This is a genomic window from Corynebacterium sp. ACRPQ, from assembly GCF_022347225.1.
Classification (GTDB): Bacteria; Actinomycetota; Actinomycetes; order Mycobacteriales; family Mycobacteriaceae; genus Corynebacterium; species Corynebacterium tuberculostearicum_D.
The window spans coordinates 1-15,841 of the sequence record NZ_JAKRNF010000004.1; the positions used below are offsets into that span (position 1 = coordinate 1).

The window sequence follows — 15,841 nt, forward strand, 5'->3', positions numbered from 1 at the left end:
TCAATAGCTGCAGGGAAACGCCCGGTCCCATTCCGAACCCGGAAGCTAAGCCTGCACACGCTGATGGTACTGCAACCGGGAGGTTGTGGGAGAGTAAGTCACCGCCGACACCAAACAACAATAACATAATTCAATAACCCAAAAGAAGGGAAGAGAACGGAACACCCACCGTCCTCTTCCCTTCTTTCACGTTTTGCAGGGTGCAAGCATCACGCGACGGAACACGTAGCAAGTTGCACACCGCCGCCCTTTCGTCGTAGCTGAAGTTTATAGGCATTAGGCCCCCAGGAGAACACTTCAGGACGAGCGATTGAGAGTGTTCCCGCACCGAACTGTGCTTGTTACTGGGATCTACGGACTAGGAATGGCTCGGTGATTTTCCTTTATCTACTCGTAAAGGGCACCGGCTTTGGCTATACTTTTTCGCCACGTGACAGTTTCATGGACTACACAATGTGTCGGCTATGCCTGATCGATTAGGCGGTGCGTGTAGAGAGGAAGGGCGGACTCGAACTCTCGGTACTTCCCGCTGAGGGGGTCAGTAAATTCGATGTGGGCTGCGGTGAGATGCATTGGGATCCGCATATCCTCCGCGTCTTCAGGGAGGATTTCTGGATAGACAGGATCACCCAGGATGGGTATTCCAGCCTGCCACATGTGGAGACGCAATTGATGGGTCTTGCCCGTGGTGGGTTTGAGCGTGTATTTGCCTAATTGTGGCAGTTCTCCGTGGATCTTTTCATACGGGGCGCTATCTATTAGTTCTACTGCAGTCAGAGTAGTAAACGCGTTGGGGGTGCCATTGCCTATGCGGCCTTGGATTTCGCCGGGGGTTTTGGTGAGGTGGGAGGCCCACTGTAGGGGCGTCGGAAAGCGGCGGTATTCGGCGATCGCCTGATAGGTCTTTTGTACTTTCTTTTCCGCAAAGAGCGTTTGGTAGGCGCCGCGAACATCACGATGTTTGGTGAATAGCAAAATTCCGGAGGTAAGTCTGTCTAGGCGGTGCGCCGGTGCGAGCTCGTCGTTTCCTGTCATTCGTCGGAGCTGGACTGTAGCTGTCTGTACGATGTGGCGTGCGCGTGGCATGGTTGCCATAAACGGCGGCTTATCGGCGACGAGGATATGTTCATCCTCGAAGAGAATGGGGACGTCGTAAGGCACCGGTGTTTCGGGTGCCGGAATGCGGTAGAAAAAGACGTCCTCGTCGTTGCCTAATATTGAGTCCGGCCGAAGCTTGGTCTGATTGCGTAGGACAACCTCGCCAGAGTCGAAGCGCGCCTGGAGCGCCGAGGCGTCGTCGTCGGGGTGTCGATGGCGTTGTGCCGAAATTACTGCACTAAGAAAATCCCAGGCCGTTATGCCTGCCTCGGGAGTGCGCACGCGGGTTGGATTCAGACCGTCTTTGATCGGCAAAGGCGTGAAACCTTTTCGGCGATGTATTAATGTTTTGTCCATGGATTTTAACTCTCTCATTGAACCGGTTGTTGCCTTTTTCTCTGAAGGTATTGGTGCCGTAATTCGCACCGTCCTGGAGTTTGTGTACACCGTTATGTTCCCGTCGAATTCCGAGGCTGCAACCGTCAACCCTCAAGCCTAATCCGTACTACAATTAAGGTATAACCACCGAAAGGACACATCATGGCTAAGGAAGACATTGTAGTCGTTGCCGTTGACGGTTCGGATGCATCGAAGAATGCAGTTCGTTGGGCCGCAAATACGGCTATGAAGCGCGAGATTCCACTGCGAATCGCATCTAGCTACACCATGCCACAGTTCCTGTACGCAGAGGGCATGGTTCCGCCAAAGGAGCTTTTCGACGACTTGCAGGCCGAGACCCTCGAGAAGATCGAGGAAGCTCGCGCCATCGCTCATGAGGTAGCCCCAGAGCTGAAGATTGGTCACACTGTGGCCGAGGGCTCCCCGATCGACATGCTGCTAGAAATGTCGCACGATGTCACCATGATCGTCATGGGCTCCCGCGGCATGGGTGGCCTGTCCGGCATGGTAATGGGTTCTGTCTCCGCTTCGGTTGTATCCCACGCCTCTTGCCCGGTGGTCGTCGTTCGCGAGGATAATCATGTTACGGACTCCACCAAGTACGGCCCTGTCGTCGTTGGTGTGGATGGTTCCGAGGTTTCGCAGAAGGCCACGGCTTACGCATTCCGAGAGGCGCAGGCCCGCGGTGCTGCTTTGATTGCCGTGCATACTTGGATGGATATGCAGGTGCAGGCTTCCTTGGCGGGTCTGTCGGCCGCCCAGTCCGAGTGGGCTGATATTGAAAAGGAACAGAGCGAGCTTCTGACTGAGAATCTGAAGGAGCCGCGTGAGGAATACCCAGAAGTTGAGGTAAAGAAGCTCATTACCCGCGATCGTCCAGTGAGCGCTTTGACCGAGGCTGCAGAAGGCGCGCAGCTACTGGTTGTTGGCTCGCACGGCCGCGGCGGCTTTAAAGGTATGCTCCTGGGATCGACCTCTCGCGCACTGTTGCAGTCCGCACCGTGCCCGATGATGGTTGTCCGTCCGGATGAGGAAAGCTAAAAGCTGCTGTGCATAGAGCGCTTCGCCCACAAGGGCGGAGCGCTCTTGTTGTGTGGGGCCGCCTTAGGTAGTGTGCGCTCGTGTACGCTAAGGTATACCCGCTATTTTAGGAGGATTGCATGAATTTGGGACTGGGGCTTTTTAGCTCGATTGTTATTGGTATCATTGCCGGCTGGCTGGCAGAGAAGATTATGAAGCGCGACCACGGCCTGCTGACCAACCTTATTGTTGGTGTGCTGGGTGGCATCATCGGTGGCATGATTATCCACTTCCTGAATATCGAGGAAGGTGGATGGATCTTCTCCTTGATTGCCGCTACGGGTGGTGCTTGTATCCTGTTGTGGATCGTGGGGCTCATCAAGAAGTAGCCCGAACTTAATTCGCGTACAAACCGGTTTGTCTATAAAGTATAGATGAACCGGCTTTGTCGTTTTAGAGAGGAACCCATGGCAGAGAAGAAGTCGCGCCGTAATCGGCCCAGCCCGCGCAGCCGGCTGCTGGAATCAGCGACCAAGCTATTTACTACCGAAGGCATTCGTGTCATCGGAATCGACCGCATCCTGCGCGAGGCGGATGTGGCTAAAGCTTCTTTGTACTCTTTATTTGGTTCCAAAGACGCGCTCGTTATCGCTTATCTAGAAGCTTTGGACGAGAAGTTCCGCCAAGATTGGGAACAGCGTACCGCGGAGATGACGGATCCGGATCAAAAGATCCTGGCCTTTTTTGATAAGGCGATCGAAGAAGAACCCCAGCAGGAATTCCGCGGCTCTCATTTCCTGAATGCGGCCGGAGAGTATCCGCGACCCGAAACCGAGGCGGAACACGGTATCGTGGCTGCCTGCGTTGAACACCGCAAATGGGTGCATTCCACCCTGACGGCCTTGCTGACAGAGCGCAATGGTTACCCATCGTCCTCGCAGGCGAGCCAGCTGTTGATTTTCCTGGATGGCGGCCGTGCGGGTGCTCGGCTCACCAAGGAGATTGGGCCGCTGCAGACGGCCCGCGACCTAGCTACTCAGATGCTTTCTGCTCCCCCTGCTGATTATTCGATTTAAGGTACTTTCGGGCCTCCATACGTAGCTGGCTGACCCGCTTCTTCTCCTCCTTGGAGAGGGCGGGTTCTTTTTCGCGCTTGCGCCAGCGGCGAATGCTTTCGCGGCGCATAGCGTGGACATCCTCAGTAAGCGGGTAGTCGCGGTGCAAAATGATCTCAAAGATAGCGGTTTGGATCAGCATGAAGAGATAGGCGCAGCCCCAGTAAAGGATGATGGCCACTGGGATAGGTCCGGTTTGGGCTAGGTGCCACAGGAAGAATGGGATCACCAGGAGCAAAAAGCCCATGAGAATGAAGACGCGGCGGTTGACCTTCTGATCAAATTGAGTGGTGCGGAAACTGCGCACGAGGGAAATGACGGAATTAGCCATGGTAAAGGCGATGGCGGCAATGAGGATGGGATTGATGAGGTCGTCGTGCTCGCGGGCGAAATCCGTCAGCGGAGCGCCGTAAAAGGTGGTTTCGCGGAAGGCCGAGACGTCGGAGGCATTCAACATGCCCACGGTGGTGGAGCCGCGCTCAATATTGGACATGCGCAGGAGCACTTGATAGAGGCCGATGAAGGCCGGAATCATGATGAGCGGGGGAACACAACCAGCTGCGGGGTTGTAGTTATAGCTCTTCATGAGGTTCTTTTCCTCTTGCATGAGCTCCGCCATTTCCTCGGTGGTGGTGGCGTTATTCATCTGCTTTTTGATGCGGTTATTCTCCGGGCGGATGAGTGCGCCGATGCGGGCGGAGCGTACGGATATCCAGTTCAAGGGAACAACGACGCCGCGCACGGTGATAACCAGCAGGATGATGGAGATCAGCCAGGCCGTAGATTCACCGACGAAGCTGCTGATGAGCCAGTGCCAGAATTTCATGATTCCGGAAACTGGGTACATGAAGACTTCGTACATGCTTAACCTTTCATGGGCAGTATGGTCTAAGGCATGACTAAAGTTCTTGGGGAACTCATGCTAACCATTGGCGTGGTTCTTTTACTCTTTGCATTCTATGAAGCCTATTGGACAAATGTAGAATCCGGTCAGCTGCAGGAGGAGGCGAGCGCCCACCTCGACGAGCAATGGCGCAATCCGCGGCAGAAGTTGGAGCCGGAGTTGGGTGAGGCGTTCGCGCAGCTTTATATTCCCACGTTCGGTTCTGACTACCGCTTCGCCATCATTGAGGGCACCAATGAAGATGATCTGCTGCGCGGCCCGGGGCGTTACCTGGATTCCCAGATGCCGGGAGAGATGGGCAATTTTGCGGTTGCGGGCCACCGCGTGGGCAAGGGAGCTCCCTTTAATGACTTGGGCAAGCTAGAGACCTGCGATGACATCGTGGTGGAGACGCAGAAGGAGCGAATTACCTATCGCGTATTGCCCATCGATGGTGAGCAGGCGGACTGTTTCAATGGAATTCCGCCGGAGTATTCGCACGTAGCTGGCCGGCATATTACGACGCCTGGCGACGTCTCGGTGACCAACCCCGTGCCAGAGTCGGACGCCGAACCGAGCCGCGAGATCTTGACCTTGACCACGTGTCACCCGCAGTTTTCCAACGCGGAGCGCATGATTGTGCACGCTATGGAAGTAGAAAAAGAGGAGAAATAATGTATCGCGCTTTGTGGAATCTCTTGCCGGGGCCGACGCCGGTGAAGGCCATCTTGGCCATTGTTATTGCGGTGGGAGTCTTCTTCCTACTTATGGAGGTTGTATTCCCGTGGCTGTCGCCGATGATGCCGTACAACGACGTCGCGGTTTAAAGGCCCAAGTTGGCGATCGCTTCGTGGGCGATCTGCTCTGATTTAACGGTTTGTTGCTGGTTGCTCCACACCAGCACCGCGTGCGTGTCCTTCTGGACGGCGTACACGGCGTGCTCATTGACTACGCCCCGGCCACCTTCCCAGCCGTCGAAGGAGGCCGGTTCGGTGGCGTCGATAGGCGCGGCCCAATCCACTGCGGCGCGGGCGTCGTCGACCGTGGGCATATCGCGCACGATGACGGTGGCTTGTGGGTCGTCCTGGTAGGACCAAAAGACGCAGGCCGGGGTGGGAAAGCGCGTGTCGATGCCCTGCTTGGTCAGGCGCTGGCCGTTGGTTTCTTCGAGCCAGCCAGGGCCGATGTAGGGGCAATCGCTCCAGTCATTGACTTCCGCGGTTTGGGCCACGTTAACCTCCGGTGCCTCCGAAGCCTCCGGAGTCACCGTAGTGGTTGGTGCAGGGGTGGGTGCGGATGAATCGCAGCCGGCGATCCCAAAAGTGGCTAAGGCGAGTAGGGGAAGTAGGCTTTTGCGCATGAGCCCCACAATAGACCGGGATACCGATGCGTTGCGCACCGGCATCCATATCCTGACCGCTGGCCTGCTGGTGGTAGGCATTTTTACCTCCGCACGAATGCCGCTTTCGCAAGCGATCATCAACCTGCTGCTCTTGGTGGGCTTTGCGGCCGTGTACTTCGCAGGCTCGGTATACGGGGAATATTGGGCCCGGCCTGTGCGCTACCTGTGGCTGTGCATACTCTCGGTGCTGTGGGTTGCGGATCTGTTCGTGGCCCCCGCGGCAATCTATTTGGTTTTCGCCATGTTCTTTTTGTACCTCACGGTGCTGGACATGGCGGCGGGCATCGCGTGCGTCATCGTTGCCTCGATCATCACCGTGGTGGTGCAGATTCCGCAGGGTCTGACCTTCGGCGGCGTCATGGGGCCGGCGGTCTCGGCGCTGGTGACGATAGCGATCACCTACGCCTTCCGGACACTGTCGCGGATGAATAAAGAGTTGATTGAAACCCGTTCGCAGCTGGCAGCCACGGAGCGCGATGCCGGCATGGTGGCCGAACGTCAGCGCATTGCGCACGAGATTCATGACACCCTTGCCCAGGGACTGTCTTCCATTCAAATGCTCCTGCATTCGGCGGACCGTGATCTGGATAAGCAGGACGCGGACAAGGCGCGAGAGCGCATCGAGCTGGCCCGCAGGACGGCCGCGGATAATTTACACGAAGCGCGGGCAATGATTGCCGCTTTGCAGCCGCCGACGCTCAATGAGGCATCCCTTGAGGCCGCGTTGACCCGTATGGCGGAAAATTTCGGCGCTACCGGAGATATCCACGTCGAGGTGGAATCCGAAGGAGAGGTACAGCAGCTGCCCATGAAGGTAGAGGCGGCGCTGCTGCGGATTGCGCAGGGCGCTGTGGGGAACGTCGTCAAGCATGCAGAAGCAAGCCGCGCCCGGATCACGGTGACCTATGAGGGCGATGAGGTGCGCCTGGATGTGGTGGATAACGGCAAGGGCTTTGATCCGGCCGCGGTGGAAAGTACCCCGGCTGGGCTGGGGCATATTGGGCTGGCCGCAATTCGGCGCCGCGCCCAGGAGCTCGGCGGGGAGGTCATTATTGAATCCGCGCCGGGGGAGGGCACTGCCGTGTCAGTTAGTATGCCCTTAGGCAACCGGGTAGATTAAACTTTTGGTTGACAATGACATCGATAGGAGGAATGTCGTGATTCGGGTCCTATTGGCAGATGACCACGAAATCGTCCGCCTGGGTCTGCGCTCCGTGCTTGAGGGCGCAGAGGATATCGACGTCGTAGGGGAGGTCGCTACGGCCGAAGCTGCGGTGTCGGCAGCGCAGGCGGGCGGCATCGATGTCATTTTGATGGACCTGCGCTTCGGCGCGGGCGTGGAAGGGACCCGCGTTATGGGCGGCGCGGAGGCAACCGCGCAGATTCGCTCCGCGATGGCCACCCCGCCCAAGGTCCTCGTGGTTACCAACTATGACACTGATGCGGATATCCTCGGCGCAATCGAAGCCGGTGCCGTGGGCTACTTGCTCAAGGACGCACCACCGCAGGAGTTGCTGGCCGCAGTGCGCTCGACTGCGGAGGGTGATTCGGCGTTATCTCCCATCGTGGCCGATAGGCTGATGACTCGCGTGCGTACGCCACGCACCTCGCTCACGCCGCGTGAGCTGGAGGTCTTGCAGCTAGTTGCGGCGGGCGCGTCGAACCGCCAGATTGGCCAGGACCTCATGCTGTCTGAGGCCACGGTGAAGTCCCACCTGGTGCACATTTATGACAAATTGGGTGTGCGCTCGCGCACCTCTGCTGTGGCGGCAGCGCGCGAGCAAGGCGTGCTTTAATTAGCGGCGTTATACGCCTCGATAACGTCTTGCCGGATCTTTCCGCGGTGCGCCACTGGCAGGCCTTCGGCGCGCGCCCATTCGCGGATTTGGCTGGGGTTTGCCCGCTGCGCATCGAAGGCCGGGGCAATCCGGGCGGCGTCCACGTAGGGGGGCAGATTATGGAAATGCCGCGCGTTATCCGTGGAGAGATCGATAAGGTAATTTTGACCGTTTACGCTGAAGCGAACGACTTCTAGCTGGTCTTCGGGGATTAGGGTGTGGTCCAAGTCGTCGTAAAATTGGGTCACTTCACGGCGGGATATATTTCCTCCAATTTTAAAAATTGCACCAAGCACAGAGAGCATAAACGGTGTTAAAGGGGTAGGGCGGTGAGAAGATTCTCAGCAACTTTTTCTGGCTGAAAATACTTTTCCCGAAAAATCCCGGATCTTTATAGAAAATAAATAAACGCCACCACCGAATTGAACTGCTCCCCATTAGTTGGACTGAGAAATCAGTTGCCAACAACTAGTGGGGAGCATTTTCTTTGAGAGCACGTAGTTCGCTGAGTGAAGTTCAGCGTGAGCAGTTAGTGGAGCTTTTCGAGCAGGGAATGGGTTGCCGAGCCGCTGCTCGTGTTGTCGGTGTCTCGAGAGACGCAACGCGTAGACTTTATCGTCGTTTCCAACTGCGTGGCAGACTATGTCTCGTGGAGAAACCAAACAAGCAGCACTACTCCTTCGAGGCGAAGAAGGAGGTTGTAGAACGTCATCTTGCGGGTGAGTCGATGATGGATCTTGCCCGAGAGTTCAATCTTTCATCCGACCACCTCGTCAAGGACTGGGTGGCTAAGTGGCGCAGAGGCGGCGACGAGGCTCTGCGCCCGAAGCCGAAGGGCAGGCCCAAAGGATCGGCTGGGCCGAAACGCCTCACGGAAGAGGAAAAGCTTCGCCGCCAGGTTGAGCGGCTGGAAGCGGAAAACGCCTACTTAAAAAAATTGCGAGACTTGAGGAACCAGGGACACGCCTGAAAGCCCAGGCAATCGTCATCCTCAAGTCACACCACCGCTTGGACTACCTCCTGGATGCGGCCGGCATGGCACGCTCGACATTCTTCTACCACCAAAAACGACTCACCGCACCGGATAAACATGCCGAGCTCAAACAAGCGATCCGGGACAGTTTTCAGCGCAACAAACACCGCTACGGCTACCGGCGGGTACTGCTCGACCTGCGTAACCAGGGCTGGGTGGTCAACCACAAACTTGTCTACAAGCTCATGCGCGCCATGGGCTTGAAAGCCAAGATCCGCCAGCGCAGGCCCTACATCTCCTACACTGGCACAATCAGCTACATCGCTGAGAACACACTCGAGCGCAACTTCACCCCCGATAGGCTCAACACTGTCTTCGTCAGCGACGTCACCGAGTTCAAAGTCGCTGGCCGCAAGGTGTATCTCTCACCGGTGATGGACCTGTTCGACCGCTCAATCGTCGCCCACACAGTGGCCACATCGCCGTCTACAGCGTTTACCTCGGCTTCGTTGGCGCAGGCGATCAAAGCGTGTGCTCCAGAGCCGGGCTGGATGATCCACACCGATCAAGGATTCCAATACCAGCACTCATCATGGCGCACCCTGATTAGCCAGCACCAGGGAGTCCAATCGATGTCACGCAAAGGCAACTGCTACGACAACGCGGTCATGGAGAACTTCTTCGGCCACCTGAAAACCGAGATGTACCACGGAGAAGCCTTCGACACCGTCGCAGAGTTCAACCAGGCAATCGACGAGTACATCCGGTGGTACAACACCGAACGCATCCAACAACGACTCAAGGGTCTAACCCCGATGCAATATCGAAATCAGACCCTTGAAGCCCTAACCGCCTAGAATTAAACCAGTCCAACTTTCGGGGGCCAGTTCAAATAGGGGGCGGTGGCGGCGTGAATATTTTTACTGTGCCAGGTGCTGCTGGATTTCCGCAGTAATGGAGTCGATTTCCGAGCTAATGGTCTTGTGTGCGCGGCGGCGCTGCTGCTCGGTCATGAACTCGGCATTATCGATGGCGGAGTCTACTTCTTGCAGGCGGTCACGCACATCGCGCTTGAAGCCGGCCGGAACGTCCGTGTTATCGAGGGAGTTGCGGATGCCGGCGGTGCGGGCCTTGAGCGGCGCACCGTAGCCGGAGAAGGAAGCCATCTGATCCGAGCTCACGCCGGCCTTAGCGGCCTTGCGCTTTTCGCCCTCGGTCTTCAGGCCCACGTAGCCGCGGTAGAGGAGCGGCAGCAGCAGGGGTGCGGCGGTGCGCAGTGCACCGGCATAACGCTTGACATTATCGGAGTTAAAGCGGCCGGCCTTGAGCTTGGCTAGCTCGTTCTTGGCCATCTTCTCCTCATGCTTGCGGCGCTTCTTGAGGCCCTTTTCCTCCGACTTAATGAGGTGCTTTTCCTGCTTGGCCAGGAGCTTTTGCTGGCGGCGACGGTCCTTAGACTGGGCCTTTACCTCTGCCTTGGCACGGGTCTTGGCGGCCTTTGCCTGTGCGCGTGCTTCTTGACGGGCCTTTTTAACTTTCTTCAGAATGCTCATTAAATTTCCCTCACGTTTGATCGAGTCTGGATTCAACTTTACCTTGCCGTTCTATTAAGCTCACCCGGTGTGGAGGATGTGGTTGTTGCTTCGGACCTTGTGGGGTGCCGCTACCGCTTAGTACAGCGGCGCGCGCACCCCGAGATGCCGCGTATCCATGCCTCGATTGCCCGAGCAGAACGCCACGCGGCCGCAGTGGAGGCCGTCATGGAGATGTTTCCCCGCAAGGGCTCTGCCCGGTTCCGCCGCATCGATCTGGAAGGCGATGAGTGGGAGCGCTCCATGCGCACCCTTGAGGCCTTAGCTTCCGGGTATACGCACATCACCAACGCGGTCTTCGCCACCGCGGAGTGGATGGTGCGCGTAGATTTGCTGCTGCGCGAGGGCGATAAGTACACCCCAATTATCGTGTCCAATCACCGTGTGGCCCGCAAGAACGACACCAAGACGACGCCGGCGGTGCCTACCCACCGCTTGGGTCTGAGTGAGCCGCTCGAGGCGCCGTATAAGCTGCGCCATCATGCGGTAGATGGTTACCGCTTAGCGTTTGCCGCCCGTGCTTTGCAGGATCTCGGACTCGATTCCGGCCGGGGCGGGGCCATCGGCCAGGACCGCACCCGGGCATTTTTTACGGAAACAGCCAAGTTTGATCTGGAACGCGCCTGGAATCAGCCGCTTCCTACCGCCCCGGTGCGGGTCAAGGAGTGTGCGAGCTGCCGCTTTTGGTCTTTGTGCGAGCAAGAGCTGGTGGCGGCGGATGATATTTCGCTTTTCCTATCCGGCGACCGCGCTAAGCCTTACCGCGAGCGCGGGATTACTACCGTGCAGGCGCTTATCGACGCCGACCTGGGCGAGTCCTCCCGCCTTGCTGCTGCCTGGCGCGCCGGGGAAGTGTTGCTGCGCCGCGGCGACGTGCACGCTCCGCGCGCAGACGTGGAGGTGGATGTGGATATGGAAGCTTACCTGGACCAGGGCGCGTACCTATGGGGAGCCTGGCACGACGGTAACTACGTCCCGTTCGTTACGTGGGAGCCGTTGGGCGGGCGCGCCGAGGCGGAAAACTTTGCGGCCTTCTGGCGCTGGTTGATGGATGTGCGTGCTAAGGCCCATGCGGAGGGCAAAACCTTTGCTGCATATTGCTACTCGGCCCACGGCGAGAACCATTGGATGCGGATGTCCGCGCAGCGCTTCCGCGAGGTGGATGAGCAGGAGGTAGAAGAGTTTATCTCCTCACCGGAGTGGGTGGATATGTTCGCCCACGTCAAACGATCCTTCGCCGGCCCCTTCGGCCTAGGCCTGAAGGTAGTCGCCCCGGAAGCGGGTTTTACCTGGCCAGAAGAAGACTTCGACGGCGAAGAATCCGTGAACGCGCGCCGCGAGGCGCTAGCCGGTGACCTCGTGGCGCGGCAGCGCTTGCTGGAGTATAACTCCGGCGACGTCCAGGCTACCCGCGCGGTCCGCGAGTGGATGGATACCGGCGCGCTGGGTACTACAGCGCTGTAAATAGGGCGTAGACGACCGCGAGGATCGCTACGCCCGCATAGACCTGGTTCCATTCTGGCCCCGGCTTCGGATCCGGGCCCTCCGCCTTCTTCATCAAGACCTGCTTCTGGGCCTTGACCGCCCGGGCGATGAGCACGGGGTAGACCGCCAGGGGCAGGATGCACAAGAGGGAGGCGACCACCTTAAGCAGGGAAATATCGGTGCCGATCCAGATGAGCAGCCCACCGTTGACGAAGGTGGCGCGCAGGAGGCCGAGTTTGTCCAGTTGCTGCAAGCCCGCCCGGACGGCAGCGGGGCCGCCACCCATGGTGCTGGGCAAGAGGTAGCTCATCACGCCGATGAGCAGTTGACCGGCAAACCCCACCAGCAAGGAGAGGGTGGGCAGCGCCGGCTCGGGCATAAAGAAATGCTGCACCGTGTAATACACCAAAGACAGCACCAGCCATAGCGAGGCCATGAGCACGGAGACCGAGGCAAAGGTGATGCGATCGCGCGGGTCCTTAGCCACCGTCAGCACATTAGCGAGCCACTGCTGCAAGCTCAGCGCCCAACCGCAGCAGTAGGCTATAAGTCCCAACTGGGGGAAGCCGAGGAAAGCGCCCACGATGGTGGCAACCACACCGACTGCGAGCAGCGCAAAGGAGGAGTGTATGTGGCGATTAATACCTTGGGTGCGCCAGATGGATGGGAAAAGGATGGTAAGAGAACCGGCCGCGGCCAAGCCGATGAATCCGCCGATATTGGCGGCGATATGGGCGAGCAGCAACGTGGGCTGGCCGGGATAGACGGCCAGCAGGCCGCCAAAGATGGCACCCACCGGCAGGCACAGGGCGGAAAGTACATAGGCGCCCACCACGGGGCGGAAGCGCTTATCTTTGGCACTGCGCCATTGCTGGAAGAGCGATGCCGCATGCCAGAGCATCATCAGGGCAATGAGCGTGGCGCCCACCTGGGTGACAATCCAGTGCTGGGACCAGAACTCCATGAGGATTTGGCCGATTAACGCGAGGATGATTCCGGCATTGAGGCCATAGATGCGGGCCAATTGGGCAGGTCGAGTGGATTCGGGGAGGCGCTGTTGGGTGAATTTCTCCGTGAGGTGCTGGGACCACACGATGATGCTATTGCTCACCAGTCCGAGGGTGAATAGGTGGATGAGCACCCACCGGTAGTTCGGGACCAAGGTATGCGTTGCACCCACGAGGATGAAGACCATCATCCACAGGGATACGGGACGGGAGGCCTTGCGGTGCCATGTCCGCGCCGACCACTTATTCTCAGGCATAAAACCGATTTTAGTCGGTTTTAATCTTGGTCCAAGTCAGCGCAGTAAGGGCGAGGGCTACGGCGGTGAAGAAGGCGATGAAAAGGGGCCACGACAGGACGTCGAAAAGCAGGCCGGCACATGCGCCCACCACAGAAGAGCCAAAGTAATAGCAGAACACGTACATCGAGGAAGCCTCCGCGCGGTCGTGGGTGGCAATCTGGCCCACCCACCCGGAGGCGGTGGAGTGTACGGCGAAAAAGCCCACGGTAAAGGCGATCATGCCGAGAAGCGTCAGCGGAAGGCTACCGGCGCACAACGCGATGCCCACAGTAAAAAGCGCGGCCGAGCCGAACAGGGTTTTTCCGTGGCCGATTCGGGCCACTAGCGCTCCAGCTCGAGCCGAGGACCAGGTGCCAGAAAGGTAGAACAGGAAAGCCAAGCCGGCTAGCGAAGGGGCCAAGCCAAAATCATCGATGAGCCGGAAGGTTAAGAAGTTATACATGGAGACAAACGTGCCCATGGACAGGAATGCGGTGAGAAAGAGCAAGGCCAAATCCCGGTTGGCCCAATGACCCAAGAGCGCCCGGCTTTCGGTCTTGAGATGGATGGATTTAGGCCGGAAATTGCGTTGGGTAGGAAGCAGCAGCCAAGCCGTAATGGCAAAGGCGAGTGAGACCAGCGCCGAGCCGAAGAGCGCCCAGCGCCACGTGGAGATTTCCACCAATCCGGTGGGGATGAGGCGGCCGGTAAGGCCACCGACGGAGGTGCCTGCAATGTATAGGCCCATAGCCCGCGGCAGGGCTTTGTCCTCGAGTTCTTCAGAAAGCCATGCCATTGCGGTGGCGGGGGCGCCAGAGAGCAGCGCACCCTGCAGGCCGCGCACCACGATGAGCTGCCACCCCTCTTGGGCGAAGGGAACAATGAGCCCCACGCCGGTCGCGGCAACGGCTGAAATGAGCAGGATACGTCCGCGACCGAAACGCTCGGAGAGGATGGATGCGGGCACCACGCATAGGGCCAGCGCGCCCGTGGCGGCCGATACGGTCATGGCCGCCTCGGTGGAAGAAAGGCCCATGTTGTCTACCAGCGTGGGAAGAATAGCTTGGGTGGAATACAGGCTGGAGAATATAGCCAAGCCCACAAGGAGCATGGCTACCGTAGCGCGCCGCGTTCGAGTCATATCATTTAGCCTGCCCGGACACGCAGCATGTGTAAAATGTGGAAAATCACACTAATCGATGCGGAGTATGCATGAATGTGGAGGATGTTCGCGGCTTCCTCGCCGTGGTGGATCATGGCCGCGTGGGCGCTGCGGCCGATGAACTGGGGATCTCCCAATCCGCGCTGACCCGCCGCGTACAGCGCGTAGAAGCTAGTCTTGGCGCCCGCCTTTTCGAGCGCACTGGGCGCACCCTGCACGTGAACTCGCGCGGGAGGGCCTTTGCTGCGGCCGGGCGGGACATGCTCCGCGCCTACCAAATAGGGCGAGACGATGTTGCCCGCCTCATGGATCCAGAACGCGGCACCGTGCGCCTAGATTTCATGCACTCGCTGGGTACCTGGCTGGTTCCGGACCTGCTCAAGAGCTATCGCGCGCAGCACCCGCACGTGGATATTCGCCTGCATCAAGGCGCGGCGCAGGAGCTGGTGAGCAGGGTGGAAAACGGCGAATCCGACCTTGCCCTCGTGGGCCCGCGGCCTGATGCAGCCCTGGGCTGGCATCAGATAAAGGTGCAGCGGCTAGGCCTTGCGGTGCCGGAAGGCCACTGGGCAGCGAACCGGCGGGAGGTGAAACTAGCGGAATTCGCTGCAGAACCGTTCATCGGCATGCTGCCGGGCTATGGCACGCGCATGCTTCTCGATGCCCTTGCAGAAGATGCCGGCTTTAGCCCCCACCTCGTCTTCGAGTCAATGGAGCTTACTACCGTTGCGGGGCTGGTAGCGGCAGGACTCGGGGTGGCACTGTTGCCGCTGGATGATCCCTATCTGCAGGTGGGGAGCCTGATCCCCCTCACGCCGCCAGCGTACCGCGAGCTCGGTTTGGTGTGGCGCGCCGGGGATGATGCGCCCCCAGTGCGGCAATTCCGGGAATTTATCCGGGCATAGAAAAAGCCGCCCCGGAGGGCGGCCGAAGTAACTACAAGGAGTTACTTGGTGGCTGCAGCGAAACGCTCAGCAACGTCATCCCAGTTGAAGACGTTCCATACGGCCTTAACGTAGTCAGCCTTAACGTTCTTGTACTGCAGGTAGAAAGCGTGCTCCCACATATCCAGCATCAGCAGCGGGGTGAAGTTGATGGAGGTATTACCCTGCTGGTCAGTCAGCTGCTCGATGATGAGGCGGCCAGCAATGTGGTCGTAGCCCAGAACTGCCCAGCCAGAGCCCTGCAGGGAGGTAGCAGCAGCGGAGAAGTGAGCCTTGAACTTCTCAAAGGAGCCGAAGTCGCGGTTGATGGCCTCTGCCAGCTCGCCGGTAGGCTCGCCGCCACCGTTCGGGGACAGGTTCTTCCAGAAGATGGAGTGGTTGGTGTGGCCACCCAGGTTAAATGCCAAGTTCTTGGAGAGGGCGCGGATGCGATCCGGGTTAGCCTCACCGTTGCGCTCTTCCTCGAGTGCCTCGAGTGCAGCGTTAGCGCCAGCAACGTAGGTTGCGTGGTGCTTATCGTGGTGGAGCTCCATGATCTCTGCGGAGATGTGTGGCTCCAGTGCGTCGAATGCGTATGGGAGGTCAGGAAGTTCGTAAACAGCCATTTGTTAAATCCTTTCTTCGGGTACGTGTCCCGATGATAGG

18 protein-coding genes, 1 rRNA gene and 1 pseudogene are annotated in these 15,841 nt (G+C 58.5%); 12 read left to right on the top strand and 8 right to left on the bottom strand.

Features of this window, described 5'->3' with window-relative positions; translation table 11 throughout:
- Positions 1 to 110, top strand: a 5S ribosomal RNA gene (gene rrf / locus MHY24_RS03600); the annotation flags it as partial.
- Between the two features lie 352 nt (positions 111 to 462).
- Here rrf and MHY24_RS03605 read toward each other — a convergent pair.
- Positions 463 to 1,455, bottom strand: coding sequence for a pseudouridine synthase (locus MHY24_RS03605; protein WP_239228382.1), 993 nt, complete (start codon positions 1,453 to 1,455; stop codon positions 463 to 465).
- Here MHY24_RS03605 and MHY24_RS03610 point away from each other — a divergent pair.
- The 4 genes from MHY24_RS03610 to MHY24_RS03625 all read left to right on the top strand — a co-directional run bounded on the left by MHY24_RS03610 (position 1,454) and on the right by MHY24_RS03625 (position 3,593).
- Entirely contained in the window at positions 1,454 to 1,597 is a 144-nt protein-coding gene (locus MHY24_RS03610) for a hypothetical protein (protein WP_005325337.1), read from the top strand. The genes MHY24_RS03605 and MHY24_RS03610 overlap by 2 nt on opposite strands.
- 41 nt (positions 1,598 to 1,638) lie before the next feature.
- Positions 1,639 to 2,538, top strand: coding sequence for a universal stress protein (locus tag MHY24_RS03615; RefSeq protein WP_005325338.1), 900 nt, complete (start codon positions 1,639 to 1,641; stop codon positions 2,536 to 2,538).
- A 119-nt stretch (positions 2,539 to 2,657) separates the two neighbouring features.
- On the top strand, positions 2,658 to 2,906 hold the full coding sequence (locus tag MHY24_RS03620; protein WP_005325340.1) for a GlsB/YeaQ/YmgE family stress response membrane protein: 249 nt from the start codon (positions 2,658 to 2,660) through the stop codon (positions 2,904 to 2,906).
- A 78-nt stretch (positions 2,907 to 2,984) separates the two neighbouring features.
- Positions 2,985 to 3,593, top strand: a complete 609-nt coding sequence (locus MHY24_RS03625) for a TetR/AcrR family transcriptional regulator (RefSeq protein ID WP_239228383.1) — start codon at positions 2,985 to 2,987, stop codon at positions 3,591 to 3,593.
- Here the strand turns inward: MHY24_RS03625 and yidC are convergent.
- A complete protein-coding gene (gene yidC, locus MHY24_RS03630) occupies positions 3,550 to 4,494 on the bottom strand; it encodes a membrane protein insertase YidC (protein ID WP_239228384.1) in 945 nt (314 codons plus the stop codon). The genes MHY24_RS03625 and yidC overlap by 44 nt on opposite strands.
- A gap of 33 nt (positions 4,495 to 4,527) precedes the next feature.
- Between yidC and MHY24_RS03635 the strand changes: the two genes are divergently transcribed.
- Positions 4,528 to 5,190, top strand: a complete 663-nt coding sequence (locus MHY24_RS03635) for a class E sortase (RefSeq protein WP_005327018.1) — start codon at positions 4,528 to 4,530, stop codon at positions 5,188 to 5,190.
- On the top strand, positions 5,190 to 5,342 hold the full coding sequence (locus tag MHY24_RS03640; RefSeq protein ID WP_239228385.1) for a hypothetical protein: 153 nt from the start codon (positions 5,190 to 5,192) through the stop codon (positions 5,340 to 5,342). Before MHY24_RS03635 ends, MHY24_RS03640 begins: the two co-directional genes overlap by 1 nt.
- Here MHY24_RS03640 and MHY24_RS03645 read toward each other — a convergent pair.
- Complete coding sequence (locus tag MHY24_RS03645; RefSeq protein ID WP_204610750.1) at positions 5,339 to 5,875, bottom strand: DUF2020 domain-containing protein; 537 nt, start codon at positions 5,873 to 5,875, stop codon at positions 5,339 to 5,341. The genes MHY24_RS03640 and MHY24_RS03645 overlap by 4 nt on opposite strands.
- On the opposite strand from MHY24_RS03645, the gene MHY24_RS03650 reads away from it, so the two are divergent.
- Positions 5,874 to 7,037, top strand: a complete 1,164-nt coding sequence (locus MHY24_RS03650) for a sensor histidine kinase (protein WP_179387152.1) — start codon at positions 5,874 to 5,876, stop codon at positions 7,035 to 7,037. The two genes, MHY24_RS03645 and MHY24_RS03650, sit on opposite strands and share 2 nt — an antisense overlap.
- A gap of 37 nt (positions 7,038 to 7,074) precedes the next feature.
- Complete coding sequence (locus tag MHY24_RS03655) at positions 7,075 to 7,713, top strand: response regulator transcription factor (protein ID WP_023020112.1); 639 nt, start codon at positions 7,075 to 7,077, stop codon at positions 7,711 to 7,713.
- On the opposite strand, the gene MHY24_RS03660 is transcribed toward MHY24_RS03655, so the two are convergent.
- The gene (locus MHY24_RS03660) at positions 7,710 to 8,003 is read right to left on the bottom strand and encodes an Lsr2 family protein (RefSeq protein WP_367398046.1); all 294 of its coding nucleotides are present in this window, start codon (positions 8,001 to 8,003) and stop codon (positions 7,710 to 7,712) included. The two genes, MHY24_RS03655 and MHY24_RS03660, sit on opposite strands and share 4 nt — an antisense overlap.
- A 363-nt stretch (positions 8,004 to 8,366) precedes the next feature.
- On the opposite strand from MHY24_RS03660, the pseudogene MHY24_RS03670 reads away from it, so the two are divergent.
- Positions 8,367 to 9,585, top strand: a pseudogene (locus MHY24_RS03670) (IS3 family transposase); the annotation flags it as partial.
- 63 nt (positions 9,586 to 9,648) lie between these two features.
- Here the strand turns inward: MHY24_RS03670 and MHY24_RS03675 are convergent.
- Positions 9,649 to 10,281: a DUF6474 family protein gene (locus MHY24_RS03675; protein ID WP_200436296.1), complete on the bottom strand. Its 633-nt coding sequence runs from the start codon at positions 10,279 to 10,281 to the stop codon at positions 9,649 to 9,651.
- A gap of 69 nt (positions 10,282 to 10,350) precedes the next feature.
- Here MHY24_RS03675 and MHY24_RS03680 point away from each other — a divergent pair, with 69 nt between their 5' ends.
- On the top strand, positions 10,351 to 11,784 hold the full coding sequence (locus MHY24_RS03680; protein WP_239228386.1) for a TM0106 family RecB-like putative nuclease: 1,434 nt from the start codon (positions 10,351 to 10,353) through the stop codon (positions 11,782 to 11,784).
- On the opposite strand, the gene MHY24_RS03685 is transcribed toward MHY24_RS03680, so the two are convergent.
- Complete coding sequence (locus MHY24_RS03685) at positions 11,771 to 13,069, bottom strand: copper oxidase (protein ID WP_239228387.1); 1,299 nt, start codon at positions 13,067 to 13,069, stop codon at positions 11,771 to 11,773. The genes MHY24_RS03680 and MHY24_RS03685 overlap by 14 nt on opposite strands.
- A gap of 10 nt (positions 13,070 to 13,079) precedes the next feature.
- Positions 13,080 to 14,231, bottom strand: coding sequence for an MFS transporter (locus MHY24_RS03690; RefSeq protein ID WP_239228388.1), 1,152 nt, complete (start codon positions 14,229 to 14,231; stop codon positions 13,080 to 13,082).
- A gap of 71 nt (positions 14,232 to 14,302) precedes the next feature.
- On the opposite strand from MHY24_RS03690, the gene MHY24_RS03695 reads away from it, so the two are divergent.
- Positions 14,303 to 15,157 (top strand): LysR family transcriptional regulator, encoded by an 855-nt coding sequence (locus MHY24_RS03695; RefSeq protein WP_239228389.1) that lies wholly within the window; start codon positions 14,303 to 14,305, stop codon positions 15,155 to 15,157.
- Positions 15,158 to 15,198: 41 nt separating this feature from the next.
- Here the strand turns inward: MHY24_RS03695 and MHY24_RS03700 are convergent, their stop codons facing one another.
- Positions 15,199 to 15,801: a superoxide dismutase gene (locus MHY24_RS03700; protein WP_005325362.1), complete on the bottom strand. Its 603-nt coding sequence runs from the start codon at positions 15,799 to 15,801 to the stop codon at positions 15,199 to 15,201.
- Between the last annotated feature and the right edge of the window lie 40 nt (positions 15,802 to 15,841).